Origin of the sequence: Microbacterium mangrovi, assembly GCF_000802305.1 — a bacterium.
In the GTDB taxonomy this organism is placed as follows: domain Bacteria; phylum Actinomycetota; class Actinomycetes; order Actinomycetales; family Microbacteriaceae; genus Microbacterium; species Microbacterium mangrovi.
On the sequence record NZ_JTDK01000014.1, the window covers coordinates 125,781 to 150,445 of the forward strand.

23 protein-coding genes are annotated in these 24,665 nt (G+C 68.3%); 15 read left to right on the top strand and 8 right to left on the bottom strand.

All coding sequences use genetic code 11. The annotated features are described in order from the left end of the window. The first annotated feature begins 40 nt into the window (after positions 1–40). From LK09_RS14780 to LK09_RS14790, 3 genes are all read left to right on the top strand, one after another. Positions 41–643, top strand: coding sequence for a DUF1326 domain-containing protein (locus LK09_RS14780; protein ID WP_039401030.1), 603 nt, complete (start codon positions 41–43; stop codon positions 641–643). 4 nt (positions 644–647) lie between these two features. Continuing rightward, positions 648–1,478 (top strand): DUF2182 domain-containing protein, encoded by an 831-nt coding sequence (locus LK09_RS14785; protein WP_039401033.1) that lies wholly within the window; start codon positions 648–650, stop codon positions 1,476–1,478. A gap of 146 nt (positions 1,479–1,624) precedes the next feature. Next, positions 1,625–1,972: a hypothetical protein gene (locus LK09_RS14790; RefSeq protein WP_039401034.1), complete on the top strand. Its 348-nt coding sequence runs from the start codon at positions 1,625–1,627 to the stop codon at positions 1,970–1,972. A 47-nt stretch (positions 1,973–2,019) separates the two neighbouring features. On the opposite strand, the gene LK09_RS21570 is transcribed toward LK09_RS14790, so the two are convergent. Next, entirely contained in the window at positions 2,020–2,181 is a 162-nt protein-coding gene (locus LK09_RS21570) for a hypothetical protein (protein WP_156138841.1), read from the bottom strand. Between the two features lie 151 nt (positions 2,182–2,332). Here LK09_RS21570 and LK09_RS14795 point away from each other — a divergent pair, with 151 nt between their 5' ends. The 6 genes from LK09_RS14795 to LK09_RS14820 all read left to right on the top strand — a co-directional run bounded on the left by LK09_RS14795 (position 2,333) and on the right by LK09_RS14820 (position 7,312). After that, positions 2,333–3,562 (top strand): RNA polymerase sigma factor, encoded by a 1,230-nt coding sequence (locus tag LK09_RS14795; protein ID WP_039401037.1) that lies wholly within the window; start codon positions 2,333–2,335, stop codon positions 3,560–3,562. Continuing rightward, complete coding sequence (locus LK09_RS14800; protein WP_082008285.1) at positions 3,559–3,999, top strand: YciI family protein; 441 nt, start codon at positions 3,559–3,561, stop codon at positions 3,997–3,999. The genes LK09_RS14795 and LK09_RS14800 overlap by 4 nt, the downstream gene beginning before the upstream one ends. A 124-nt stretch (positions 4,000–4,123) precedes the next feature. Beyond that, positions 4,124–4,693 (top strand): dihydrofolate reductase family protein, encoded by a 570-nt coding sequence (locus LK09_RS14805; RefSeq protein WP_039401040.1) that lies wholly within the window; start codon positions 4,124–4,126, stop codon positions 4,691–4,693. Between the two features lie 14 nt (positions 4,694–4,707). Continuing rightward, positions 4,708–5,064: a YciI family protein gene (locus tag LK09_RS14810; protein ID WP_039401042.1), complete on the top strand. Its 357-nt coding sequence runs from the start codon at positions 4,708–4,710 to the stop codon at positions 5,062–5,064. Beyond that, positions 5,064–6,392: an RNA polymerase sigma factor gene (locus tag LK09_RS14815; RefSeq protein ID WP_197061064.1), complete on the top strand. Its 1,329-nt coding sequence runs from the start codon at positions 5,064–5,066 to the stop codon at positions 6,390–6,392. Before LK09_RS14810 ends, LK09_RS14815 begins: the two co-directional genes overlap by 1 nt. Then, on the top strand, positions 6,389–7,312 hold the full coding sequence (locus LK09_RS14820; RefSeq protein ID WP_039401045.1) for an aldo/keto reductase: 924 nt from the start codon (positions 6,389–6,391) through the stop codon (positions 7,310–7,312). The genes LK09_RS14815 and LK09_RS14820 overlap by 4 nt, the downstream gene beginning before the upstream one ends. A gap of 42 nt (positions 7,313–7,354) precedes the next feature. On the opposite strand, the gene LK09_RS14825 is transcribed toward LK09_RS14820, so the two are convergent. Next, positions 7,355–7,675: a hypothetical protein gene (locus LK09_RS14825; protein ID WP_039401047.1), complete on the bottom strand. Its 321-nt coding sequence runs from the start codon at positions 7,673–7,675 to the stop codon at positions 7,355–7,357. A 251-nt stretch (positions 7,676–7,926) separates the two neighbouring features. On the opposite strand from LK09_RS14825, the gene LK09_RS14830 reads away from it, so the two are divergent. Both LK09_RS14830 and LK09_RS14835 read left to right on the top strand, forming a co-directional pair. Beyond that, positions 7,927–9,321, top strand: a complete 1,395-nt coding sequence (locus LK09_RS14830) for a glutamate decarboxylase (RefSeq protein ID WP_039401269.1) — start codon at positions 7,927–7,929, stop codon at positions 9,319–9,321. A 111-nt stretch (positions 9,322–9,432) separates the two neighbouring features. Next, positions 9,433–11,412, top strand: coding sequence for a hypothetical protein (locus LK09_RS14835; RefSeq protein ID WP_039401050.1), 1,980 nt, complete (start codon positions 9,433–9,435; stop codon positions 11,410–11,412). A gap of 39 nt (positions 11,413–11,451) precedes the next feature. On the opposite strand, the gene LK09_RS14840 is transcribed toward LK09_RS14835, so the two are convergent. The 4 genes from LK09_RS14840 to LK09_RS14855 are packed head-to-tail and all read right to left on the bottom strand — an operon-like array spanning position 11,452 to position 14,311. Further along, entirely contained in the window at positions 11,452–11,856 is a 405-nt protein-coding gene (locus tag LK09_RS14840; RefSeq protein WP_039401052.1) for a PIN domain-containing protein, read from the bottom strand. Continuing rightward, the gene (locus LK09_RS14845) at positions 11,853–12,068 is read right to left on the bottom strand and encodes a type II toxin-antitoxin system VapB family antitoxin (RefSeq protein ID WP_039401055.1); all 216 of its coding nucleotides are present in this window, start codon (positions 12,066–12,068) and stop codon (positions 11,853–11,855) included. Before LK09_RS14845 ends, LK09_RS14840 begins: the two co-directional genes overlap by 4 nt. A 44-nt stretch (positions 12,069–12,112) precedes the next feature. Next, a complete protein-coding gene (locus tag LK09_RS14850; RefSeq protein WP_156138842.1) occupies positions 12,113–12,583 on the bottom strand; it encodes a hypothetical protein in 471 nt (156 codons plus the stop codon). 30 nt (positions 12,584–12,613) lie between these two features. Further along, positions 12,614–14,311, bottom strand: a complete 1,698-nt coding sequence (locus tag LK09_RS14855) for a SulP family inorganic anion transporter (RefSeq protein WP_039401059.1) — start codon at positions 14,309–14,311, stop codon at positions 12,614–12,616. Between the two features lie 220 nt (positions 14,312–14,531). On the opposite strand from LK09_RS14855, the gene LK09_RS14860 reads away from it, so the two are divergent. Continuing rightward, positions 14,532–15,602: an FUSC family protein gene (locus tag LK09_RS14860; protein ID WP_052226823.1), complete on the top strand. Its 1,071-nt coding sequence runs from the start codon at positions 14,532–14,534 to the stop codon at positions 15,600–15,602. 58 nt (positions 15,603–15,660) lie between these two features. Further along, complete coding sequence (locus LK09_RS14865) at positions 15,661–17,865, top strand: LuxR family transcriptional regulator (RefSeq protein ID WP_039401062.1); 2,205 nt, start codon at positions 15,661–15,663, stop codon at positions 17,863–17,865. Between the two features lie 77 nt (positions 17,866–17,942). Here the strand turns inward: LK09_RS14865 and LK09_RS14870 are convergent, their stop codons facing one another. Next, entirely contained in the window at positions 17,943–19,283 is a 1,341-nt protein-coding gene (locus tag LK09_RS14870) for a flavin monoamine oxidase family protein (protein WP_082008286.1), read from the bottom strand. A gap of 203 nt (positions 19,284–19,486) precedes the next feature. On the opposite strand from LK09_RS14870, the gene LK09_RS14875 reads away from it, so the two are divergent. Further along, positions 19,487–21,847 carry an arylsulfatase gene (locus tag LK09_RS14875; protein WP_052226845.1) on the top strand — a complete coding sequence of 787 codons (2,361 nt, stop codon included), beginning with the start codon at positions 19,487–19,489 and terminating at the stop codon, positions 21,845–21,847. A 218-nt stretch (positions 21,848–22,065) separates the two neighbouring features. Continuing rightward, complete coding sequence (locus LK09_RS14880) at positions 22,066–23,535, top strand: CocE/NonD family hydrolase (protein ID WP_052226824.1); 1,470 nt, start codon at positions 22,066–22,068, stop codon at positions 23,533–23,535. Positions 23,536–23,553: 18 nt separating this feature from the next. Here the strand turns inward: LK09_RS14880 and LK09_RS14885 are convergent, their stop codons facing one another. After that, entirely contained in the window at positions 23,554–24,570 is a 1,017-nt protein-coding gene (locus LK09_RS14885; RefSeq protein ID WP_082008288.1) for an Lrp/AsnC family transcriptional regulator, read from the bottom strand. Positions 24,571–24,665: the final 95 nt, after the last annotated feature.

Here is a 24,665-nt window from a genome sequence, read left to right on the forward strand (position 1 = left end):
GCTTGCCGGCCCACCCGATCCCGACACTGGGGAGTGGACGATGTCGTGGAATCTGACAGGGAGTTATGCCGAGACGTGCTCGTGCGAGTTGATGTGCCCGTGCAACACGAGCCTCGACCACGGTGCGACGTACGACTATTGTCGCGTCACGCTCGCGTTCAACATCCGTGACGGCGCGATCGAGGGCACGAACGTGGGTGATCGAAAGGTCGTGCTCATCGCGGACACGCCGAAGGTGATGACCGAAGGCAACTGGAAGCTCGGCGTGTTCATCGACGAGGATGCCTCCGCCGAGCAGTTCGACCGCCTCGTCGAGGTCTTCGGCGGACAGCGTGGCGGTCCGATGGCGGGGCTCGCACCGCTCATCGGCGAGATGGCCGGCGTGCAGCGCGCGGCGATCACGATGGCCGACGACGGATTGCGGCACTCCGTGCACGTCGACGACAGGATCATGTTCGAGATCAAGGACATCGTGCCGTTCGGAAAGGAGGACGGCCAGCCGGTCAAGTTCGACGGGATGTTCCATCCGGTCGGGCCGGACCTCACGATGGCCGAGGCGACGACATCGCAGATCGACGCGTTCGGCATCGCATACGAGGGAAAGACGGGGCTGTCGTACTCGAGCTTCTCCTGGGCGGGATGACGCCGTGTCCGCTGAACCTTCCGGGGCGGCGGACAGCGACACCGGAGGTCTGACGGCTGCGTTCCGAGCCGTCCGTACGCGCGTCGGCTCGGTCCTCGTCCTCCTCGCGATCGCAGCGGTCTGCTGGTGGTGGTCTGCGCAGCAGATGGCGGGCATGAACGACGGCCCGTGGTCGCCGCTGGGTGCCCCGGGCTGGTTCCTCGCGGCCTGGACGGTGATGATGGCGGCGATGATGTTCCCCTCGGTGTCGCCCACGGTCGCGCTGTATGCGCGGATGACACGGACGCGGAGGCCGTATCTGCCCTTCGTGTTCACGGGCGGGTATCTGATCGTGTGGGCCGCCGCGGGAATCGTGGTGCTGGGAATCGCAGCCTTGGCGGGTGCCGTGACGGGTGATGCGCTCGCGTGGGACGGATTGGGGCGGCCTCTCACCATCGCCACTTTGCTGTTCGGGGCCGTGTACGAGTTCACGCCGTGGAAGCGCGCCTGCCTGGGCAAGTGCCGGAGCCCCCTCGGGTTCCTCCTCGGCACCTGGAGAGATGGCTCGCGGGGCGCGGCGGTGATGGGAGCGAAGCTCGGCGCGTGGTGCCTCGGATGCTGCTGGGCGCTGATGGCCGCCATGTTCGCCCTCGGAGTCATGAACATGGTCTGGATGGCCACGGTGGCCGCCCTCATCGCGCTCGAGAAGCTGCTGCCGTGGCGCCGCACCGCCGCCTATGTCACCGCGGCCGTCCTGGTGGGCCTCGCCGTGCTGGTCCTTCTCGCGCCGCATGCGCTGCCGGGCACCACGATGAAGCCCATGGCTCCGATGTCGTCGATGATGCCCGAGCGCTGACGGCCGGTCAGGGCAGCCGCGGGTGACTTCTCGCTGTTCCCGTCCGCCCTGACCACCCATGGGCGGCCCGTTCGCTGTACTGTCGTGCGCAGGAGCGGCACCGCGGCCGACGCCGGCGCGACCGTCTCCCTCTGGCGAGGAGACGCATGGACGACCATGACAACGCCTGGGCGTACCGATTTCTGCTGATCACGAATGTCGTTGTCGCTGCGGCCGCGGCCTTCTGGGGTCAGCTTCTGAACCTCGATGGAGACGCCTGCAACGAGGTCGATCCCGTGCCGCAATGCAACTATGCCGCGTTCGTCTGGATCATCCGGATTGCCACCATCTTTCCGATCGCGGCCGTCATCGTGACCTCTGTTCTCGCGTTCGGCGTGTTCCGGGAACGGAGTGCGGGACTGGTTCTGATGGAGCTGTGTTCGCCTTTCATCATCTTCACGAGCATCGCGTGGACGTGGCTCGCATCAGTCGCGGCCGGGGTGACGAGACCGTGAGCTGCGGGTGTCGCTGATCCAGCGGCATCCGGCGTCCTGAGCTGCGATCAGCGGTCGTCAGGCTCGCGCACGCCCATCATCTGACGCACCGTCCGGAAGGCTGTCTGCGTGCGCGCGTCGGCACGGCGGTGCTTCGCGGCGCGCAGTTCAGTGCGCAGCGCCTGCACGAGGCCTTCGGCGTCTTCGGGAAGCTCGATGGTGACGGTCATGACGGGCCCTTTCTCGGCGACTGCTTTCACAGGACAGTCGGAACGGGTGTGCTCAACGAGACGTGTGCGGCGGATTTCTCGGGTCGTGTCCGATCCGCCCCGTCGGTTCCGACCATGTGCTGAACTGAATTCGTCGGACGAAGGGGGCGACATGCACGGCGACTCGCTGGTCGAAGCGAATCTGCGTCTTGTGCTTCCCTTGGTCACGGCGGCGCTCGTGCGCCGCTACGGCGACCTGGCCGGATGCGAGGACGCTGTGCAGGAGGCCGCGCTCGAAGCCGTCGTCGCCTGGCAGCGGCACGGGATGCCGGACGACCCGCGTGCCTGGCTGTTCACCGTCGCGCGACGCAGGTATGTCGACGCCGTCCGCAGCGAGTCCGCGCAGCGCCGGCGCGAACAGCGTGACGCGGTGCTTGGCACGCGGGGGTCTTCTGCGACCTCGATCGATGACTCGCTCGCGATGCTCGTGCTGTGCTGTCACCCCGCCGTGTCGATCGACGGGCAGATCGCCCTCACGCTTCGCGCGGTGTGCGGTTTGACGACCGCGCAGATCGCGGCCGCTTTCTATAGTTCCGAGGCGGCGATGGCCAAGCGGATCACCCGGGCCAAACGCGCGATCGACGACGCCGGGCGCGCCTTCCCCGCGGCATCCGAACTCACGGACCGGGCCGAGGCCGTGCGTACGACGCTCTACGTGATGTTCACGGAAGGACACGCACCCCACCGGTCCGAGACCGTCGTGCACGCCGAAATGGTCTCGGAGGCGATTCGGTTGACCCGCCTGCTCCGCGCCGCGCTCCCGGATGACCCGCAGACCTGTGCACTCCTCGCGCTGATGCTGCTCGCCGCTGCCCGCGGACCGGCCCGATCGACCGCCGACGGGGTGGCGGTGGCGCTGCCTGACCAGGACAGGACGGCGTGGGATGCCGCGATGATCGCCGAGGGACGGGGACTGGCAGCTGAAGCCCTCGCCGCCCGCCCGCTGACTTCGCTCGCGATCCAGGCGGCGATCCAGGCGGTGCATGCCGCGGCGCCGACCGCCGCCGAGACCGACTGGGAGCAGATCCTCGCGCTCTACGACGCCCTGATTCTGCGGGACGCGAGCCCGGCGGTGCGTCTCGGGCGAGCAGTCGCCGTCGGGATGGGGCGGGGACCCCTCGCCGGGCTCGCCGAGTTGAGCGTGCTCAGCGACGATGCGCGCGTGGCGCACGACCCCCGGCTGCTCGCAGTGCGGGCCGGACTGCTCGAACAGAGCGGCGCGACCGATCAGGCCGCCTCCGCCTACGCCGAGGCCGCACGGATGACCACCAACGCCGCCGAGCGGCGCTGGCTCGACGAGCGAGCACGCCGTGCTCGCCGAACCGGAGAGGAACCGCGATGAGCGAAACCGCGATCGACAACCAGTATCTGCTGCTCTACATCACTGCGCCCGACGGCGAACCCTGGAGCGAAGCCGACGACGACATCTCTGACTGGATCGCCGTCGGAGAGTCCCGCGGGAGCCTCGTCGTGGGAGAGCGGGTCCGCGGGATGTCTGACGCGCGCCTGGTGTCCAAGCGCGCCGGCCGCGTCAGCGTGACCGATGGACCGTTCGCGGAGTTCACCGAATGGTTCGCCGGCTTCGACCTCGTCAACGCCGCCGACCTGGACGGAGCGGTCGAGATCGCCTCCCGGCATCCCGGCGCACGATACGGCCGGGTGCTCGTGCTGCCGCTGATGAGCCCCAGTGAGTCCACCGAGCTGCTCGAGGCGACTCGGCGTGCACGCGGGCTCGGCGCGGATCATGCCGAGGATGGGGCTGCCGTCACACCACGCTGACTCGCCGCAGCAGCCGGTCGTTCGCGATCACCGGAGATTCCGATGCGTGTCCGAATCCGCGGCTCCCGTTCGACGGAACAGGTGAAGGGGCCGATCGGCGGCCCCCGCACCGGAAGGAACGGCCATGCGGAAGATCGTGGCATTCGCCCACCAGACGCTCGACGGCTACGCGGCATCGAACGAGGGGATGGGGCTCGAGTGGACTTTTCGCTCCTACGACGACGAGCTTGCGGCCTACGCGGAGCACGTCCAGGAGGACATCGATCTCCCGGTGTACGGGCGAGAGACGTACCTCGGGATGTCGGGGTACTGGGGTGCCCAGCCGACGGAGGAGAGCACCGACACGGAGCGCGCGCACGCGGAGTGGGTCAATGCGGTCTCCAAGATCGTGGTGTCTACCACTCTCGAATCGGCGGACTGGAACAACACGCGGCTCGTCAGCGGGAACCTCGCGGAGGAGTTCGGCCGCCTGAGGGAGGCGGAGGGCGGGACGATCGCGATCTACGGCAGCCCGAAGCTCGTGCACTCCTTCCTCGCGGAAGGGCTCGTCGATGAGGTCCGCGTCTTCGTGCACCCGATCGTGATCGGGGAAGGCACGCCGCTGTTTCCGGCGGGCACGAAACTCGCCCTCGACAGGGTCGAGTCGCACGTCTTCGAGAGCGGCGCGACCTACCTGCGCCTGTCGGTGGCGTGAGAGAGGATCGGACCATGCGATATCTGCTGCTGATCCGCCCGGACATCTCGGATCTCCCCGACGACTGGGGCCCCGATCCCCGGCTCGAGGAGGAGATGGGCGCGCTCCTCGAGGAGATGACGAAGGCCGGCGTGCTCCTCGACACCGCGGGACTGCGCCCGCCCGAGGAGGGTGCCGTCCTGCGGCTCGCCGGCGGCGAGGTGACGGTGCTGGACGGGCCGTACACCGAGTCGAAGGAGTTCGTCGGCGGCTACTGCCTGCTGCAGACGCGCACGCGCGACGAGGCGGTCGAGTGGGGCATCCGGTTCCTGCGCATCCACGGCGACGACTGGCGGATGGACCTCGAGCTGCGCGAGCTCGACGGGCAGTAGTGGCCACCGCGGAGCAGCCCGGCCGCACGGTGGAGCGCGCGGTCGAGGCGGCGTGGCGCATCGAGTGGCCGCAGCTCGCGGCGGTGCTGACGCGTCTTCTCGGCGACATCGGGACGGCGGAGGATGTCGCCCAGGAGGCGAATCTCGCCGCCCTCGAGCAGTGGCCCCGCGACGGGGTGCCCGCGAATCCCGGGGCGTGGCTCATGGTGACGGCGAAGCGGCGCGCGATCGATCGCATCCGGCGCGAGGAGACCCTGGCCCGCAAGCAGCCGCTGCTGGAAAGCGAGGCGCTCGGGGCGGCGGATGCTCCCGACCGGGAGGAGATCGATGACGACCTCCTGCGCATGTTCTTCACCGCCTGCCATCCCGTCCTGCCTCGCGCGTCGCAGGTCGCGCTCACGCTGCGGATGGTCGGAGGCCTCACGACGGAGGAGATCGCGCGGGCCCATGTGCAGCCGACCTCGACGATCGTGCGGCGCATCTCCCGCGCGAAGAAGACCATCCGGGATGCCGGCATCCCCTACGTCGTCCCGGCCGGGGCCGAGCTCGCCGAACGACTCGACGCCGTGCTCGAAGTGGTCTACCTCGTCTTCAACGAGGGGTATGCGGCCACGGCGGGGGAGGGATGGATGCGGACCGAGCTGAGCTTCGACGCACTGCGGCTCGCCCGCATCCTGTGCGGCCTGCTGCCGTCCGAGCCCGAGGTCTTCGGGCTCGCAGCCCTCCTCGAACTGCAGGCGTCGCGCCTGCGCGCCCGGCACGATCCGGACGGTCAGCTCGTGCTGCTGCGCGACCAGGACCGCACGAAGTGGGACCGCCTGCTCATCCGGCGCGGCTTCGCGGCTCTGGCCCGATCGCATGCGCTCGCCCGCGCGCGGGGCGAGGCGCCCGGACCCTATGCCCTGCAGGCCGCGATCGCGTCGGCGCATGCGCTCGCCGCGACGCCGGAGCAGACGGACTGGCGCCGCATCGCGGGACTCTACGCGGTGCTGGCCGCGCGGCATCCGTCGCCCATCGTCGAGATCAATCGCGCCGTGGCCGTCGCCGAGGTCCACGGTCCCGCGGCCGGGCTCGAGCTGGTGGATGCCGTCGTCGCGAGCGGAACCATCGACGGCTACCACCTGCTCCACGCCGTGCGCGGAGATCTGCTCGCCCGACTCGGGCGCGGCGACGAAGCCCGTGCCGAGTTCCTCCGCGCCGCCGACCTCACCGACAACGCCGCCGAGCGTGCGCTCCTCCGAGCGCGGGCCGGAGAGGCCGAAGGGCGCGACGCGCGGGCCGGAGAGGCCGAAGGGCGCGACGCGCGGGCCGCTAGCGTGGAGAGGTGAAGAGCATCTCCCTCGGGACCGGCACGGCCCCCAGCGTCGCCCTCGGACTCATGCGCATCGACGGGATGCCGGATGACGCCGTCCGCTCCCTCGTCGGCGCCGCGCGCGACGCCGGCATCGACTTCTTCGACCACGCAGACATCTACGGAGACACGCTGCACGGGAGCGAGCGGCGCTTCGCGGAGGCGATGCGCCTGACGCCGTCGGAGCGCGGCGAGGTGACGCTGCAGACCAAGTGCGGCATCCGGCAGGGCTTCTTCGACTTCTCGTACGAGCACATCGTCTCGTCCGCCGAGGAGTCTCTGCGCGCGCTCGGCACCGACTACCTCGACATCCTGCTCCTGCACCGGCCGGATGCCCTCGTCGAGCCCGATGAGGTCGCGCGCGCATTCGACGACCTCGAGGCCACCGGCAAGGTCCGGCAATTCGGGGTGTCGAACCACACTCCGCGCCAGATCGATCTGCTCCGCACGTCCGTGAAGCAACCGATCGTCGCGAACCAGCTTCAGCTGTCGATCACCCACGCGCCGATCATCGCGCAGGGCATCGCGGCCAACATGCAGGGGCTCGAGCAGTCCGTCGTGCGCGACGGCGGCGGAATCGTGGAGTACTGCCGCATCAACGGCATCACGATCCAGGCGTGGTCGCCCCTCCAGGCCCGCTTCTTCGACGGGGTCTTCCTCGGCTCCGAGCGCTACCCCGAACTCAACGCGGTCATCGACCGGCTCGCCGCCTCGTACGACGTGCCGCCGATCGCGATCGCGACAGCGTGGATCACGCGGCATCCCGCGGGAATGCAGGTCGTCCTCGGCACGACGACCGCGCAGCGGGTGACGGATGCAGCAAAGGGATCCGACATCCCGCTCACGCGCGCCGAGTGGTACGAGCTCTTCCGAGCCGCCGGGCACACGCTCCCATAGCGGCGTCCGACGCCGGGCCGGTGGTGAGGCGCGATCCCACGCTCAGCGGATGCCGGGGATCACGATCCAATGGTTGACGAGCACGACCCACACGACGAGCACGACGAGCGCGGCGATCGCGATGCCACGTGACCGACGACCGACGACGAGGGCGATCACGAGCACGATGATCGTCGCGACGGCCAGAGCGAGCGTTCCGAACGGGATCCCCGGCAGGAACAGGGACACCAGGAACAGCGCCGCGACGACGGTCTCGATGATGCCGATGAGCTTTGAGTTGCCGCTGAGCCGACGGATGCCGTCGACCAGTGCGAGGATGCCGCCGATGAGGGCGATGAGCAGAATCCAGCTGAAAGTGATCACGGCGGGGACCTTTCTGCGCGAACCTGCGACCATCGTAGGCCGAGCCGGAATACCCGGGGGCGGTCGTCGAAAACACCGATCCGAACGCGTCCAGACGTACACATCGTGATGGCGCGAGCCGTCCGCCCGCGGCCGTGGCGAAGTTCACACGATCTGCGCGATGCGTCCCGTGCGGCTTTGACGTTGAGTGTCGATGGACGGTGCTGCGCCTGCGCAGCACCGCAACCTGTCACGAGAAGAAGGAATTCGTCATGCTGCATCATCGGGAGTCGGTCCGAGACGAGATGTTCGACGAGGTCTTCGCGTCGAGCGACCTGTCGGTGTCGATGCCGAAGTACCGCATCCCGGAGCGGGAGCATCTGCCCCGCCACGCGTACCAGGTGGTGTCTGACGAGCTGCTGCTGGATGGCAACTCCCGCCAGAACCTGGCCACCTTCTGCCAGACGTGGCTCGAGCCCGAGGTCCGGGCGCTCATGGCCGAGACGCTCGACAAGAACATGATCGACAAGGACGAGTACCCCCAGACCGCGGCGATCGAGGCCCGCTGCGTGCACATCCTCGCCGACCTGTGGAACTCGCCGGATGCCGCGAACACCCTCGGAACGTCGACCACCGGCTCGAGCGAGGCGGCGATGCTCGGCGGCATGGCGCTGCTGTGGAACTGGCGTGCGCGGCGCCGCGCGGCGGGGCAGTCGACCGACCGCCCGAACCTCATCACCGGGCCGGTGCAGGTGTGCTGGCACAAGTTCGCCCGGTACTGGGACGTCGAGCTGCGCGAGATCCCGATGGAGGGCGATCGGTTCCTCATGACGCCCGAGGAGGTCGTCGCCCGCGTCGACGAGAACACCATCGGCGTCGTCCCCACGCTCGGCGTCACCTACACCGGCGGCTACGAGCCCGTGCAGGCGGTGAGCGAGGCCCTCGACCGGCTGCAGACCGAGACCGGGCTCGACATCCCGATCCACGTCGACGGCGCCAGCGGCGGGTTCCTCGCGCCCTTCACCGCGACCGACATCGTGTGGGACTTCCGCCTGCCGCGCGTCAAGTCGATCAACACCTCCGGCCACAAGTTCGGGCTCGCGCCCCTCGGCGTCGGCTGGATCGTCTGGCGGGATGCCTCGGACCTGCCGAAGGAGCTCATCTTCGACGTGAACTACCTGGGCGGCGACATGCCGACGTTCGCGCTGAACTTCTCCCGGCCCGGCGGCCAGATCGTCGTGCAGTACTACAACTTCCTGCGCCTCGGCCGCGAGGGATACCGCAAGGTGCACCAGTCCTGCTACGACACCGCGATGTTCCTCGCCGACGAGATCGGCAAGCTCGGGCACTTCGACATCATCAACGACGGCAGCCCGGAGGCCGGCATCCCCGCCGTCTCGTGGAAGCTGAAGGAGGGGGTGGAGCATCCCTTCTCGCTGTTCGACCTCGCCGACCGGCTGCGCACGCGCGGATGGCAGGTTCCCGCGTACACGATGCCGGCCAACCGCGAGGATCTCGCCATCCAGCGGATCCTGGTGCGCGCCGGATTCGGGCGCGACGAGGCAACCCTGCTGATGGACGACTACCGCGACGCGATCGCCCACTTCGACAAGCACCCCATCACGGTGCCGATGAGCGAGGACGAAGCCGGCTCCTTCCACCACTGACCGCGGCAGGGGCGTCGGGGGCGAAGTTCACATGATGTGAGCGATGTGGCGACGCCGCGATGGCGATTGAGTACGGGAGAGCAGTTCGAGCGAGACACGGAGGCCGGGGGCATGATCAAGAAGCCGACAGTTGCGCTGGGGATCGTCGCGTTCCTCGCGGTGGTCTTCGCCATATGCCTCGTCAGCGCCGTCCATCTCCTCGAGCCGCGAGGAATGGCGTTCGGGGTGACGGCGTCGTCGCCGGTCGTCGACGCGGTCGACAAGAACGGTGCGCTCGACATCAAGACCTATCCGAGCGAAGACGCACTCATGACGGCCGCGGAACAGGGGGACATCTACGGCGGGTACATCGTCGGCTCGAGCTCCGACACCCTCGTGACGGTGCCCGCGAAGAGCTTCTTCGGTGAGATCTTCATCCGTGGCGGCATCGAGAAGGCGGCGGCCGAACAGCACCAGAAGATCACCACGACGGTGGTCGCGCCCCTTCCCCTGTCCGACCGCACGGGTGGAGTCGTCGGACTGCTGCTTCTTCCGACGCTCATGGGCGGCTACCTCGTCGCCTCGCTGCTGTACTCGGTCACGAAGTCCGCAACGGCACGAGGACGCATCGGTTTCGTCTTCAGCTACGCGGCGATCATCGCGCTGGTCACTTGGCTGATCGCGGGCCCGGTCCTCGAAGCGATCCCGGCCGGGGCGGTGGCCCTGGTCCCCGCCTTCTTCCTCGTCACGGCCGCCGTCGGTCTCTCCGCCGTCGCGCTCCAAGTGCTGGTCGGACCGCTGGGCTCGCTGCTGACGGCACTCCTGTTCGTCATCATCGGCGGGGCCGGCTCCGGGGGAGCGGGTGTGGCGTTGCTGCCGACGTTCTGGCAGACGGCGGGCAACCTGTTCCCGCCCCGCCATGCGATCGAGCTGTACCGCAACGTCATCTACTTCGGCGGGCACAACGTCGGTCTGCCGATCCTGGTGCTCGGCCTCTACGCCGTCGCGAGCATCGTGGTGATCGTGGTCGTGGGCGGTCGACGCTCGGCTGCCTCGGCCGGGCCCGTCACGGTCGAGGATCCCGCCGCAAAGAAGGCCAGGCACCGCGTGGTCCTCATTCCCGCGGCATTCGCCTTCATCCTCACGACCCTGTTCGCACTCAACTACACGAGTTCCGGTCACTCGCCCGTGGCAGACAACCTGCCGTTCGGCCTCGTGGGATCGACCCAGCTCACCGACGCAGCCCAAGGGCCGCTCCTCTCGCTGGATGTCACCACCTACCCGGACGAGCAGGCCGCGATGGATGCCATCGAGCGGGGCGAGATCTATGGTGCGCTCATCGCCTCGGGGAAGCCGGCGCAACTCGTCGTCGTGCCGTCCATCAGCGACATCGCGCCCCTCGACCTCACCCACGCGTTCGAGACGGCGGCCGCCGAGCAGCACCAGAAGCTGACGGTCAAGCCATATGAGCCGACTGCGCTGCCCTCGGGCGACCCGTACGCACTCGTGCTGGCGACCGTTCTGACGGCGCTGCTCGTGGGCGGATACATGTCCGCCTCGATGCTGACGAACTCCTCCGGCAGGGCATCCGGGCGCTGGCGCGGTCTGTGGCTGGCGGGCTTCGCCGTCGTCACTGCGCTCGCGATCGATCTCGCCGTGACCTTCCTGTTCCAGGGCATCCCTGTGGACGCGTTCTGGGTCACGTGGGCGATCATGTCGCTGATCATCGTGGTCATCTCGTGGCTCACGGCCGTCCTGCGAAGACTGCTCGGCCCCGTCGGCGTCGTCCTGACGCTCATCGTGATCCTGCAGTTCGGAAATCCGTCGTCGGGCGGATCGAACGGGGCGGCCTATCTTCCCGGGTTCTGGAACCAGATCGGCCCGCTGCTCCCGCCGCGCAATGACTTCCTGCTGCTGCGCAACACGATCTACTTCGGCGGCAACGGCATCGAGCAGCCGCTGATCGTGCTGCTTGTCTACGCACTGATCTTCGGCGGGGTGCTCGCCTACCTCGACTGGTTCCGCTCGCCGGAGCCCGTCATCCCCGGCCTGAAGGACGAAGACACAGCCGGCGCCGCGGCCGTCGCGATCCCCGTCGGCCCGGTCGCGTAACCCGACGCCGAGGTCGCCGGACTGACCGCCGAGCTCCGATCACTCGGGGACGTACTCCTGCCGCACGTGGCCTTCGGTCGCGAGTTCGATGTAACCGAAGTCGCGATCGCTGTTCAGGATCACGGCGTCGTTGGCAACGGCATAGGCGGCGATGAGGCAGTCGAACGCGCCCGCGGCCCGGAGCATGCCTGCATCCCAGAGCGCGTGCTGGATGTTCAGCGCCTGCTGCTCATCGGGGTGCTCCCATGCGGACAGAAGGTCCTCCATGTCTTCTCGCAACTCGGCATACTCGTCGGCGTTGCGGGCGGAGAAACAGTACTCGAGCACCTGCGGTGGGCAGGTGATGATCAGGTGCGTCGTGGAGATCGCGCGAAGCCGTTCTGCGATCGTGGTGCTGGTGGCAGCCTTCTGCCAGATGCTGTTGTCGACGAGGTAGATCGTCACGCCGAAGCGGTCTCCGGCGTGATCGTCTGCGCGTCGATCTGGTCAGGATCGAACCGGCGCGCGATGATCCGCTCCACGGCGGCCGGCTGACGGCGGACGGCGATAAGGGTCCGCAGTGCGAGGTCGACGGTCTCACGATTGGATGTCGTGCCGGCCAGCAGCTTCGCCTGCTGCAGCTCAGCGGGATCGATGTCGATCGATGTGACGGTCATGGTTCCTCCTCGCTCTGTATAAGCCAGTATATAAGCGATGCATCTCAGCGATGCGACGACTCCGGATTCCAGCGCACCAGGTATCCGGGGCCATCGAGGCGGTAGTGCACGACGTCGAAGTATGCCCAGGAAGCGACTCGCGTCGCGCAGTCCTGCGGAATGCAGCGGTGCGATGCGAGTTGATCGTCGAGCTCCTCGTGGCGGGAGCTCACCACGGGGCCGGGCGAATCCCGACCGTCGCTGCCGTGAATCCACGCAGACAGGAGGCGGTACCGTTCGATCTCCAGATCGAGGACGCTCCGGCCGACCGGCCAGACGAAATACTCACCCGTCTCCGTGTCGAGCTCCTCGGTGACGTACCGACTCAGGAAGTAGCAGGCGACACCGTCCACGTTCGCCACGCCCCCCACGGGCCCGCCCCAGTATTCGTACTCGGCGTACACGCGCTCGTAGCCCTGGGCCATCAATCTTCGGCGTTCCTGCTCGGCGCGCTGCGCGGGCTCGACTGCGTCCACGATGTCTCCTGTCGATCCCGAGTGACCCGTCTACACGTTGGGTGCCGCATCTCGGGTGCGGTATGCGTGCACCGCGGTGTCGAGATCGTTGAAGACGGTTCCGTAGGGAAGCCGCTCTCGCAGCCCGTACGCCGTCAGAGCCTGCAGCACCGCGGCGTCGGGTCGCGCGAGCACAAGGGTGACCTGCTTCTTCGAGAGATAGTCGAACAGGCCGACGAGGTCCTGACCGGCGGAGTAGTCGATATCGGAGATGCCGGCGGCATCCAGAATGACCCACTCGACGGGTTCGGCGGCCGTGTCGACCAGTTCCTGCACCTCGTCGACGAAGCGGGAGGCGTTCGCGTAGAAGAGCTCGGCGTCGTATCGGAAGACGATGAGGCCCGGTTCGCTCTGCGAGCCGTCCGCCGCTGAGTCGTACGTGTAGCCGTCGGGCCCCCTGACGCCGAGGACGAACTCGCGTGCCTTGTATTGTCTCTCGATCACGTCGATGAGGGAGAGCACCACGGCGGCGATCACGCCGGCGCCGACGCCGACGATGAAGACGGTCAGTGCGGTGATGAGCGCGATCCAGAACTCTCGACGGCGCTGCCGGGAGACGCGGACGAGACCTTTGATGTCGATGAGCTCGACGCCGATGACGAAGACGACGCCGCCGAGCACGGCCTTGGGGAGGTCGGTGAGGAGTCCCGCGAAGAAGAGCAGCACGACCAGGGTCAACGCGACGACGACGAGGTTCGCGACCTGGGTGCGGCCCTTCTGGCCGTCGAGGATCTGCGTCTTCGTCGGTGAGCCGTTGACGACGAAGGTGCCGCTCAGCCCCGCGGCGAGGTTCGCCGCCGCGAGGCCGACGATGTCTCGGTTGACGTCGGCACGGTCGCCGTGCTTCATCGCGAAGCTCCGCGACGTCGCCGCGCTCTGCGAGATGATGATGACGAAGCACGCGAACGCCGTCGAGATGACCGCCGGCACGTCTGTCCAGCTGACGCCGGCGGGGAAGCCGATCGGCGGGAACCCGCCCTGGATCGCGCCGACCACCTTCACGCCGTAGCTCGGCGCGTTCGTCGCCGTCGCGACGATGAGCAGGCCGATCACGGCGATGATCGCCCCGGGCACCTTCGGCAGCATGAACTTGAAGGCGTAGATGACCGCGACCGTGATGGCGCCGTACGCGAAGGTCGGCCAGGAGATGTCGCCGAGCGAGGAGATCCACGCCCACTGCTGCTGGAACCAGTTGCCCGAACCCTTCGGGACGCCGAGGATGTCGGGGATCTGACCCGTAGCGACCTGGATGCCGACACCGGTGAGGAATCCGATCAGAACGGAGGCCGACAAGAAGTCGCCGATGAAGCCCAGTCGTGCGATCCGCGCGACGATCAGCAGCAGCCCGCACACCAACGCCGTCAGCCCGCACAGCGCCACCCATTTCGGCGACCCCGGCGTCAACCCGGGGATGCCGGCTGCGATCAGGCCGCCGGCGAGGATCGCTGCGGTCGCCGAATCGCCACCGACCACGAGGAGCTTCGACGCCCCGAACAGGGCGAAGGCGAGGAGCGGGAGCAGGATCGTGTACAGACCCGTCACGATCGGCGTCTGCGAGATCGAGGTGTAACCCATCACCTCGGGGATCGCCACCGCGGTCAGGGTCACTCCCGCGATCAGGTCACGACCCAGCCAAGCCCGCCGGTACCCACGCAGCGAGACCGGAGTGAGGATTTTCGGGAACGTCATCCGGGCTCCACATCCATCGGGCCGAGCGCGGAAGGAGTTCGCGCGTGACGACGGCTTGATCGACGCTACGACCGGACCAGGGCACACGTCATCACACGATTATTGCGAAACGAATCCGCGTCGATCCGAAAAGCACCCCACCCCCGTTCACAGGCGGTCATATACTGACGCCTGACCGGCGCCCAGGGGCCACGCCGGGCTGGGTGCGAATGGGGACGACATGAAGATCGCCGATGTCTTCGGCTTCGATAAGTCCAGGCTGAACTGGCTGCTGGGGATCACGATCGCGATCGCGCTCTTCGTCCCGCTCCTTCTTCTCGCGCTCATCGGCCAGGACGTCTACTGGCTGAGCGTCTCTTTCGGGGTCCTTTTCGTCGGTCTCGCCGATCCCGGTGGCCGGCTCGGCCCGCGCGCCGCGTATGTGGCCGTCTTCGGCGTGATCGGTGCCGTCGTGACGGCGTGGGGTGTCGCTGTCGGCAGCGCGGGCTGGATGCTGGTCACGCTGTCGACAGTCGTCGTGACACTCCTCACCGGCCTCGTGATCCGCTTCGGGGTGCGACGGTTCGTCACGGGGTCGCTTCTGACGGCGTGGTTCCTCATCGCCATCTCCCTCCCGCCGGGGTTCGCGGCATCCGGGATCACCCTCAACCCGTGGCTGCAGGCGCTCGCGTGGCTGGCGGGAGCTGCGGCCTGGTTCGTGCTGAGCAGCATCGTGACCGCGCTGCGTCGCCGACCCGACCGCGATCCGCTCGTCGCGGAGCTGCCGACCGACACCAAGAGCACGGCCCTCACGAAGCCCGTCGTCGTCTACTCCGTGCTGCGCACCGTGGCGGTGTCCGGTGCTGTGGCGATCGCGTTCGGCTTCCACCTGCCTTACGCCGATTGGATGCCGATCGCGGCCCAGGTCGCCATGAAGCCGAATCCGCAGCAGTCGAAACTGGCCGCGACGCAGCGGGTGGTCGGCACCGTCCTGGGCGCCGTCGTCGCGGGGGTTCTGCTGCTGACCGTCCATGACAAGTACGTCCTCGCCGGCGCGATCGTGCTGCTCGCCGTGGTCGGCGGTGCATTCAGGACTGCGAACTACGCGCTGTACACGACCGGCATCGCCGGGACCGCCCTCATCGCCCTGGACATCTCCAATCCCACGAACCTGACCACGGAGGGGCTGAGGATTCTGTTCACGTTGATCGGCGTCGTGATCGCGATCGCGGTCATGGCGTTGGCGGGCGCGCTCGCGAAGCGCTCTGCCGGCCGGGACGAGAAGGTGGAGACCGGATCCACGTCGCACTAGGGGCGAGGGCGAGAAGGATGAGGGCACGCGCCGAGACGACGACAGATGGGGGGATCCGTTGATCGACGTCGATGGGACGCTGCTCGCGGGCAAGACCGAGCTTCCGCTCCCGCGGACCGACGTGGTCAGTCGGCGCTCGCTCATCGAATCCGCGCGAAACAGTGCGAAACGCGTCGTCGCGGTGACGGCGCCTGCCGGATACGGAAAGTCGACCCTGCTCGCCGAATGGGCCTCGATCGAGGATCGTCGCGTGTGCTGGGCATCGGTCGACCGGTTCGATGATCATCCGACGGCGCTCCTGACCCTGCTTGCCGCAGCGACCGTCGACGTCTCCGCGAACGGAGAGCAGCTGGTCTCCGAAATGCGCGGCGTCGGTGCCTCCGCGCTGGGCCGGTCGGCTCCGCTTCTGGCTCGCGCATGGGCGACAGCGGACGAGCCTTTCGTCCTGCTCATCGACGACGTCCATCTGGCGGCATCCACCGAGTGCGGTGACGTGCTCGAGATCGTGCTCTCCGGCATCCCCCACGGCGCGCAGGTGGTCATCGTGAGTCGACACGATCAGAGCTTCCTCGCGCGGTCACGCGTGGAGGGTGCGGTGTTCGACATCGTCCGAGACGATCTGATTCTGGATGCCGCGGGCGCGCGGACCGTCTTCGCGGCCGCACACGCCGACGCACCGGACGATGCGCTGGCATCGGCCGTCGAGCGGTGCGAGGGCTGGCCCGCCGGGATCTTCCTCTGCGCGCTCGCAGTGACCGAAGGGGCCCGAGGGCGGATCGCCGGCGACGACAGGCTCGTGGCCGACTATCTGTACCGCGAGTGCCTGGCGGGCCTCGACGCGGCGGCACAGGAGTTCCTGCTGCGTACTGCGATCCTGGATCAATTCTCGGGTCCGCTCTGCGACGCCGTCCTGGAGACCGACGACGCGCAGAAGACGATCCATCTGCTCGACTCGCTCAATCTCTTCCTGATCCCCCTCGACCGTCGCCGTCAATGGTTCCGCTACCACGCCCTGTTCCGGGAGTTCCTGCTGGGAGAGCTGGAGCGCGTGCATCCCGGGATGGTGCCCGAACTGCACATCCGCGCCGCCGACTGGTACATCTCGCAGGACTCGCCACGACGCGCGATCGAGCATCTTCTCGCCGCGGGGGACCGGGACCGCCTGCCGATGATGATCGCCCAGCTCGCCATGCCGATTCACCGATCGGGCGAGGATGCCGTGGTGTCGAGGTGGCTGCGCGACCTCGGCGAGGAGTCCGTCCTGGCCTTCCCGCCGCTCGCCGCGATGGCGGGCTGGCTCGCGGTCCTCCAGGGGGAGTCTCCGGCGACCGAGAAATGGGCGGCGGCGCTCGATCTCATCGACGTCGCCGTTGCCCCGGATGAGATTCGTCTCGCCTTCGAGGCGCCGCGCGCCCTCTTGCGTGCCGCGATGTGCATGGACGGGCCCGAGCGGATGCTCGAGTCCGCGCAGTACGGGGTCGCGAATCTCCCGGTGTGGAACACCTGGCGGACCGTGGCGCTGCACCTGCAGGCATCCGCGTTGCTCCTTCTCGGCGATGCCGACGCCGCGAGCCGCGACTTCCAGCTGGCGAGTGAGTCCGCCGTCAGCCTGGGCAACACGAACACGCACGTCCTCAGCGAGGCCGAGCTCGCCGTCCTCGCCATCGAGCGGGGCGACTGGGGCGCGGCGAGTGATCACGCCGACGCCGCGCTGCGGACCGCCGACGCGAATCGCATGGACGGCTACTCGGTCACCGCCCTCGCCTTCGGCGCAGCTGCGCGCGTGGCAATCCACAACGCCGAGACTCACGCGGCCGCTCGACTGCTCACGCGCGGGATGCGCTCCAGAGTGCACGCCACGCACGTGCTCCCCTGGCTCGCGATCCGCGCCCGCCTTCAGCTCGCGATGGCATACAAGAGCCTCGACGACGAACCGGCCGCATCGCTCCTGCTCCGGGAGATCAACGCGCTCCTGCGTCACCGCCCGCACGTCGGCACACTGGCCGATCAGGTCGGTGTCCTCCGGAAGACGGTCGCGACGTCCTCCGCTTCACGGCAGGGGACCGCGCCTCTGACGCCGGCGGAGCTGCGCCTGCTTCCGTACCTTCAGACGCATCTGACCGTCGCCGAGATCAGCCAGCGCCTCTTCGTGTCCCGGAACACGGTCAACTCGCAGCTGTCGTCGATCTATCGCAAGCTCAGCGCGAACAGTCGCAGCCGGGCGGTCTCGCGAGCGCTCGAGGTCGGGCTCCTCGGCGATTAACACGGTGTCGGGGCGACGGCGGCGCCGGAGGCCCCCACTGCGGTGTCCCCGGCAGCGGGGCCCTCCGACTCCTGTGCTCAGCTGACGGGGACGCGCGTCTCCGCCAGAGCCGCGAGCGCGGCGAGGGCGGCGTGGTGGCCGCCGCGGACTGCACCGTCGATGAAGCCGCACCAGAACAGCGAGGTCTCGGTGCCGCCCCAGATCAGGTTGCCGACCGGCTCGCGGAGCGCGGGACCGTACTGATAGAAGAGGCCGGGCGACCAGAGGTCCTCGACGCCCTTCGTGTACTCCTCCTGCAGCCAGTCCTGCATGACGAAGTCGGTGGGGTGGAGCGCCTCGTCACCGAACGCCTTCGCGAAGGCTTCGATCGTGCCGGCCTTGCGCTCTTCGAGCGTCAGCGGCGTCTCGCCGCGAGGCGAACGGACCAGGGTCACCAGGACGCCCTTGTCGGTTCCGGGCGGGGTCACGTCGGCGCTGATGTTGAAGAGACCGCCGGGCCACAGGATCTGGCCCGACTCGCCGTTGTCACGCCAGAACGGCCGCTCGTACACCGTGTGGGTCTTGATGAGGCAGTGATCGCGGTCGATGGTGTCGTGCAGTCCCTTGCGCAGCGGCGGCAGCTCGGGTTCGTAGGTGATCTGCGAGGCAAGGCTGCCGCCCATCGACATGATGACCTTGTGCGCCTCGACGACGCCACCCGGCGTCTCGATCCGGACCGGCCCCGGGCCGTCCCAGTTGGAGATCTTCGTGACCGGCGACGATAGCCGGACCTTGTCGCCGAGCTGCTCGGCGATCGTGTTGGCGATACTCGCCATGCCGCCGATGATGTGGTACTGGGGGAGCCCGCTGGTCGGTGCGCCGATTCCCGCAAAGCCGCCGGTCGCACGCATCGCGAACAGGAGGTTCAGGAGGGTGATCTCGTCCAGCGGGGCACAGCTCGCGATCTCGAAGGCGATCCTCGTGATCATCAGCGTGGCCTCGTCGAGGTCCTGCGTATCGAGGAACTCCTGGAACGTCATGTCGTTCCATTCCTTGGCGTTCGGCGCCTCCCACGGCGCCTCGGCGGAGACGGTGTCGACCATCGCGTCCATGATCCGCCCGAGGTGCGGGTTCGGGGCGGCGGCCTTGACCTTCTGCGCGACCCCGCCCAGGATCGCGTACGAGTCGCCGGCACTGTACTGCTCGAACCGCTCGATGCCGAGCTCGTGCAGCAGATCCAGGATCGCCGTCTGGTTCGGGTTCACCCAGGTCGCGCCGCCGTCCACGATGACCCCGTCGGCGTGCTGGATGAGTGTGCGGCCGCCGACGCGGTCGCGCGCTTCGAGCACGACGAAGTCGTCGAGCCCGCTGCGCTGAAGATCGCGGGCGGCGGTCATCCCCGAGATGCCCCCGCCGACCACTGCTACGTCATAGACCATCGTTGATCCTTCCCCTTGAGCGAACGATTCGCGCGCCCAGGCTAGGGCGCACCCCAGCGACCCGGCATCACCAGAAAGTGGTGATGTTCCCGGCACGTCGGCCGTGACCCGGACGGATCGCGCGAATTGCGTGATGCGGGCCGGGCGAGAAGGGCGATAGCGTCGATCGGGAAGCCACCGACCATGGACGTCAGGAGATGCCGATGCCCGTCGACCCTCAGAATTCGATCATCGGAGCTCCGCTGCCGCCGGCGCGGAGTCTCCCGTTCCCGCCGAAGCCGTCAGGCAGTTTCGCGGGCCGCACGCTGGGCGAGTCGACGTACAGCCCGCTGCCGCCGCAGAGCCACTTGGGCGAGGATGCGCCGAACGTGCTGGTGATCCTGATCGACGACGCGGGCCCGGCTCTGCCAGCGCCTCTGGGCGGTGCGGTGAACACCCCGACTCTGGATCGCATCCGCGGCGAGGGCATCGGCTTCAACCGATTCCACACCACGGCGATGTGCTCGCCGACGCGGGCGTCGCTGCTCACCGGGCGCAACCACCACCGGGTGGGCGCCGGCCAGATCGCCGAGCTCGCGAACGACTGGGACGGCTATTCCGGTCACATCCCGAAGTCGAGCGCGACGATGGCCGAGGTGCTGCGAAACTACGGGTATTCGACGGCAGCGTGGGGCAAGTGGCACAACACCCCGGCCGAGGAGACGACGGTCGCGGGTCCGTTCGACCGCTGGCCGACCGGCTACGGGTTCGAGTACTTCTACGGGTTCCTGGCCGGTGAGGCATCCCAGTACGAGCCCAACCTGGTGCGCAACACGACCTCGGTGCTGCCGCCGAAGACCCCGGAGGAGGGCTACCACCTCAGCGAGGACATCGCCGACGACGCGATCGGGTGGCTGCGCAACCACAAGGCGCTGACGCCGGACAAGCCGTTCTTCATGTACTGGGCGACCGGCGCCATCCACGGGCCGCACCACATCATGAAGGAGTGGTCGGACAAGTACAAGGGCAAGTTCGACGACGGGTGGGATGCCTACCGGGAGCGGGCGCTCGAGGGCGCCAAGGCGGCGGGATGGGTTCCGCAGGATGCCGAGCTCACGCCGCGGCCCGAGAGCCTGCAGGGCTGGGACGACATCCCCGACCATCAGAAGCCCTTCCAGGCGCGCCTCATGGAGGTGTGCGCCGGGTTCGGCGAACACGCCGACGTGCAGGCGGGCCGGGTCGTCGACGTGCTCGAGGAGCTGGGCTACGGCGACAACACGATCGTCGTCTACATCTGGGGCGACAACGGCTCCTCGGGTGAGGGCCAGAACGGCACGATCAGCGAGCTGCCGGCGCAGAACCTGATCCCCACGACGATCGACCAGCACATCGCCGCGCTCGAGGAGCTCGGCGGACTGGACGCGCTCGGGACTCCCGCGACCGACAACCAGTACCACGCCGCGTGGGCGTGGGCGGGATCGTCGCCGTATCAGGGCATGAAGCTCATGGCATCCCACCTGGGCGGAACCCGCAACCCGATGTTCCTGCGCTGGCCCGGACGCGTCGCCCACGACCCGGAGCCGCGCACGCAGTTCCACCACGTCATCGACCTCGCGCCGACGATCTACGAGATCCTCGGCATCTCGCACCCGGAGGAGGTCAACGGCATCCACCAGGACCCGATCGACGGCACCAGCTTCGCGTACGCCGTCGAGGATCCGGATGCCGAGGGCCGGCACCGCACTCAGTACTTCGAGGTGATGGCGAGCCGCTCGATCTACTCGGACGGCTGGATCGCGTCGACTCCGGGACCGCGGCTGCCGTGGGTTCCCGGGGCGCCCCCCGGGATCGCGACGTGGACGCCGGATGCCGACAAGTGGGAGCTGTACAACCTCGACGAGGACTGGAGCCAGGCGCGCGACCTCGCTGCCGAGCACCCCGAGAAGCTCGCTGAGCTGAAGGAGCTCTTCGCGATCGAGGCGGCCAAGAACGAGGTGCTGCCGATCGGCGCGGGGCTGTGGGTGCCGGTGTACCACCCGGAGGACCGCATCGCCGTGCCGTACACGCAGTGGGAGATGACCGGCGACACCGTTCGGGTGCCGGAGTTCTGCGCACCCGCACTGGGCAACAAGCCGAACGTCGTGCGCATCGAGGCGACCCTGCCGGAGAAGGCGAACGGCGTGCTGTACAAGCTCGGCGGCGCCGGCGGCGGGCTGACCGCGTTCTTCGAGGACGGCATCCTGCGCTACGAGTACAACCTGTTCCTCGTCAACCGCACGAAGATCGCGTCCTCGGCAGCCGTTCCGGCCGGTGACGCGGTGATCGAGATCGAGACGCAGTACGTCGAGCCCCGCCCCGGCGGTCCGCTGCAGGTCACCCTGCGCGTGAACGGCGACGAGGTGGGTTCCGGCGTGGTGCCGGTCAGTGCGCCGTTGCTGTTCTCGGCGAACGACTGCCTCGACATCGGGCGGGCGTACGGTGGCGCGGTCTCCCGCGCCTACGTCGACCGGATGCCGTTCGCCTTCGACGGGGACATCACGCGGGTGCACATCGCGTACCGGATGCCGCAGCAGGCATCCGCCTGACCGCGGCCGGCCACGCATCGCCGATGTCGCCGCTCGTGTGGCGACATCGGCGATGCCGCAGGCGAACGGTCGGGACAAGTGCGCCATCCCTGCACGCGGAGGATTCCCGCAGGAAACGGTGACGTGCGACGGGAATCATGCATTCACCGCCGCTCAGCGTGTCTTCTGTGAAGCATGTTCCTGGCGCTGTCGCGCGCCCGCGCACGATGAGGACTCACATGAACGACATCACCGTCATCAGGGACAACTTCCGCTTCACGACGAGCGACGGGGTGGAGATCTCCGTCGATCGTCACCGCTCCGCCGGCGAGGACGGACCCGCTCCGTGCGTTCTCACGATGCTGCCCTATCTGAAGGAATCGACCTTCCCGGGCGAGATGCCGATCGAACGGTTCACACGCGAAGGCTACGTCTGCCTGATCGCCGACGTGCGCGGAACCGGGGAATCCGGGGGTGTGTTCCTGGGGCCGCTCAGCCCGCGGGAGATCACGGACTACGCCGAGCTCGTCGAGTGGACGGCCGATCAGGACTTCTGCTCGGGCGCCGTGGCGACCACCGGAGTGTCTTACTACGGCGCGAATCAACTGCTGCTCGCGGCTCGTCGTCCGCGCGGCCTCGTCGCGATCGCACCGGGGGTGGCGCCCATCGACGTGTTCCGGGACTGGACGCATCGCGGCGGCATCCCCTCTCACGTCAACTGGGCTGCGCTGACGTTCCTGGCGGCCCGGCAGCCCACGCGATCGGTCCCGCACGCCCTGCAGTTCTACTACGGAGACTTCGCAAGCACGCCCGTGGACGATGAGCGATTCCACGAGCGTTCGCCCGTCTATGCCCTCGAGGACATCGAGGTTCCCGTCTTCTTCCTGGGCGGGCTGTTCGACTTCTTTGCGCGCGGGACGATGCGCGGCTTCGAGCGCGTTCGGTCGCCGAAGCGACTCCTGATCGGCCCATGGGGACATCAGAACCCGGATGACACCGACGAGCTGTCCGCGTGGATGGCGTACTGGCTCAAGGGCGAGGGTGATGACCCGACGACCGGCGACAACGTGACACTCTGGGCCCATGGCGCCGACGCCTGGTCCACCCACGCGGGGCTTCCCTCCGTCGAACGGCGCATCAGTGTGGACCTGACGGGGCTGACAGTGCCCGTCGTGGGCGGGCCGATGCGGCTGCCCCTGCAGGATCTGCCCCTGCCCGTTCCGTTCGCGATGGACACGAGCACTGACTCGGGACTGCACCTGTGGGGGGAGTCCACGAGGCATGCGCTCGCCCTGGACGAGGGGTCCGTGGTGTCCGGCGTCATCCACCTCGTCTTGGAGGTCACCGCCGAGGATGCGGCAGACCTCGACCTCCTGGCGAGGCTGTCACTCGTCGGCGCAGACGGCGCCGTGGTGCAGCTGACCGAAGCACGGCAGCGACTCTCTCACCGCGACCTGGACGAAGCGGCAAGTCGATTCGATGACGACGGAACCCCCGTCGAACTGGTCCTCTCGCACCGGGCACCCCGCCCCCTGCGGCAGAGCGAAACGACCAGCGTCATCCTCGAGTTCCTCCCGACGAGGTTCGTCATCGAGCAGGGTGACATGCTCCGGCTGGGCCTGTCCGCCGTCCGCACGGATGGTCGGACAGCGTCGGTGACGCTTGAACTGCGTGAGGGATCACGGGTCGTTCTGCCCGCCACGAACTGAGCATCGCGCCCGCTCGGCTCAGCGACCGCGCGCTCGCAGATCGATGGGCAGCACGCCGATCGCGCGTCCGAGCGGGTCGATCAGTCGCGACATCAGTCGCACCTGCCGCAGCACGATCTTCCGATCCGCGATGACGAGGTCTGGCTCGATCTCGCTCACGCGGGTCTCGAAGTCATCCAGTGCCGACAGGTGCGGCAGTGCGACCTTGAAAGCGAGGTTCTCGGGGCCCGCGATCGACGAGATCGTCCGGACCCCGGGCATCTCGGCGATTCTGCGGACGGCGAGCGACCGAGCACCGGCCGGGACCCGCGCATAGACCCAGACGATCGCCGACCTGCCGGCAGCATCCGGCGTGAGTTCGACGATCATTCGCAGGGCTCCTTGCGAGCTGAGGCGACGAAGGCGGCGCCCCACTGCCGTTTCGGAGAGCCCCACGGCCCGGGCGAGGTCTGCCACCGGCTGGCGCCCGTCCCGGCTGAGCGCGATGCAGAGCTCCCAGTCGAGGTCGTCGACCTCGATGTTCGTGCGGATGAGGACGCCGTGCTCCGGGGTGGGGAGCTTGACCGCCGCCCGACGCTCCAGCGAGCCGGCGGCGGCGTAGCCGCCTTCGAAGTGGACCGTCACGACCGGTTGCGTCTGCACGTCCTCGACCCCGGAGACCAGGGGAAGCCGCCTCAGCACGTAGTCGCTCAGCCCGGCCTGGTCGGCGGAGACCGCGGTGATCAGGATGTCGGTCCCCCCGGTGACGATGTCGACGAACAGCGCTTCGGGATGTCGCGCGATGGCCGCCGCGACGTCTTCCGTGGTGCCCGCTCGGCAGGAGATCTCGACGAACGCGGAGGCCGGGTCCTGGGTCAGCAGCGGATAGCAGGTCACCCACGCCAGTCCCTCGCGCTCGAGGCGAGCCCATCGGCGCGCGACGGTGGCCGGGTCGACATCGATGACGTCGCCCAGCGATTTCCAACTGGCGCGAGGGCTCCGTTCGATGGCGTGGACGACCGCGCGGTCCACTTCATCGAGTGTGGAATCTGGCATCCAGGGCTCCTTCAGAAGAGGAATCGTGCAATTCTTGCCGCCGAGACGGTCAGGTCTGGAGCATACTCTCGGCGCTGACACCCGAGCAGCGCGAA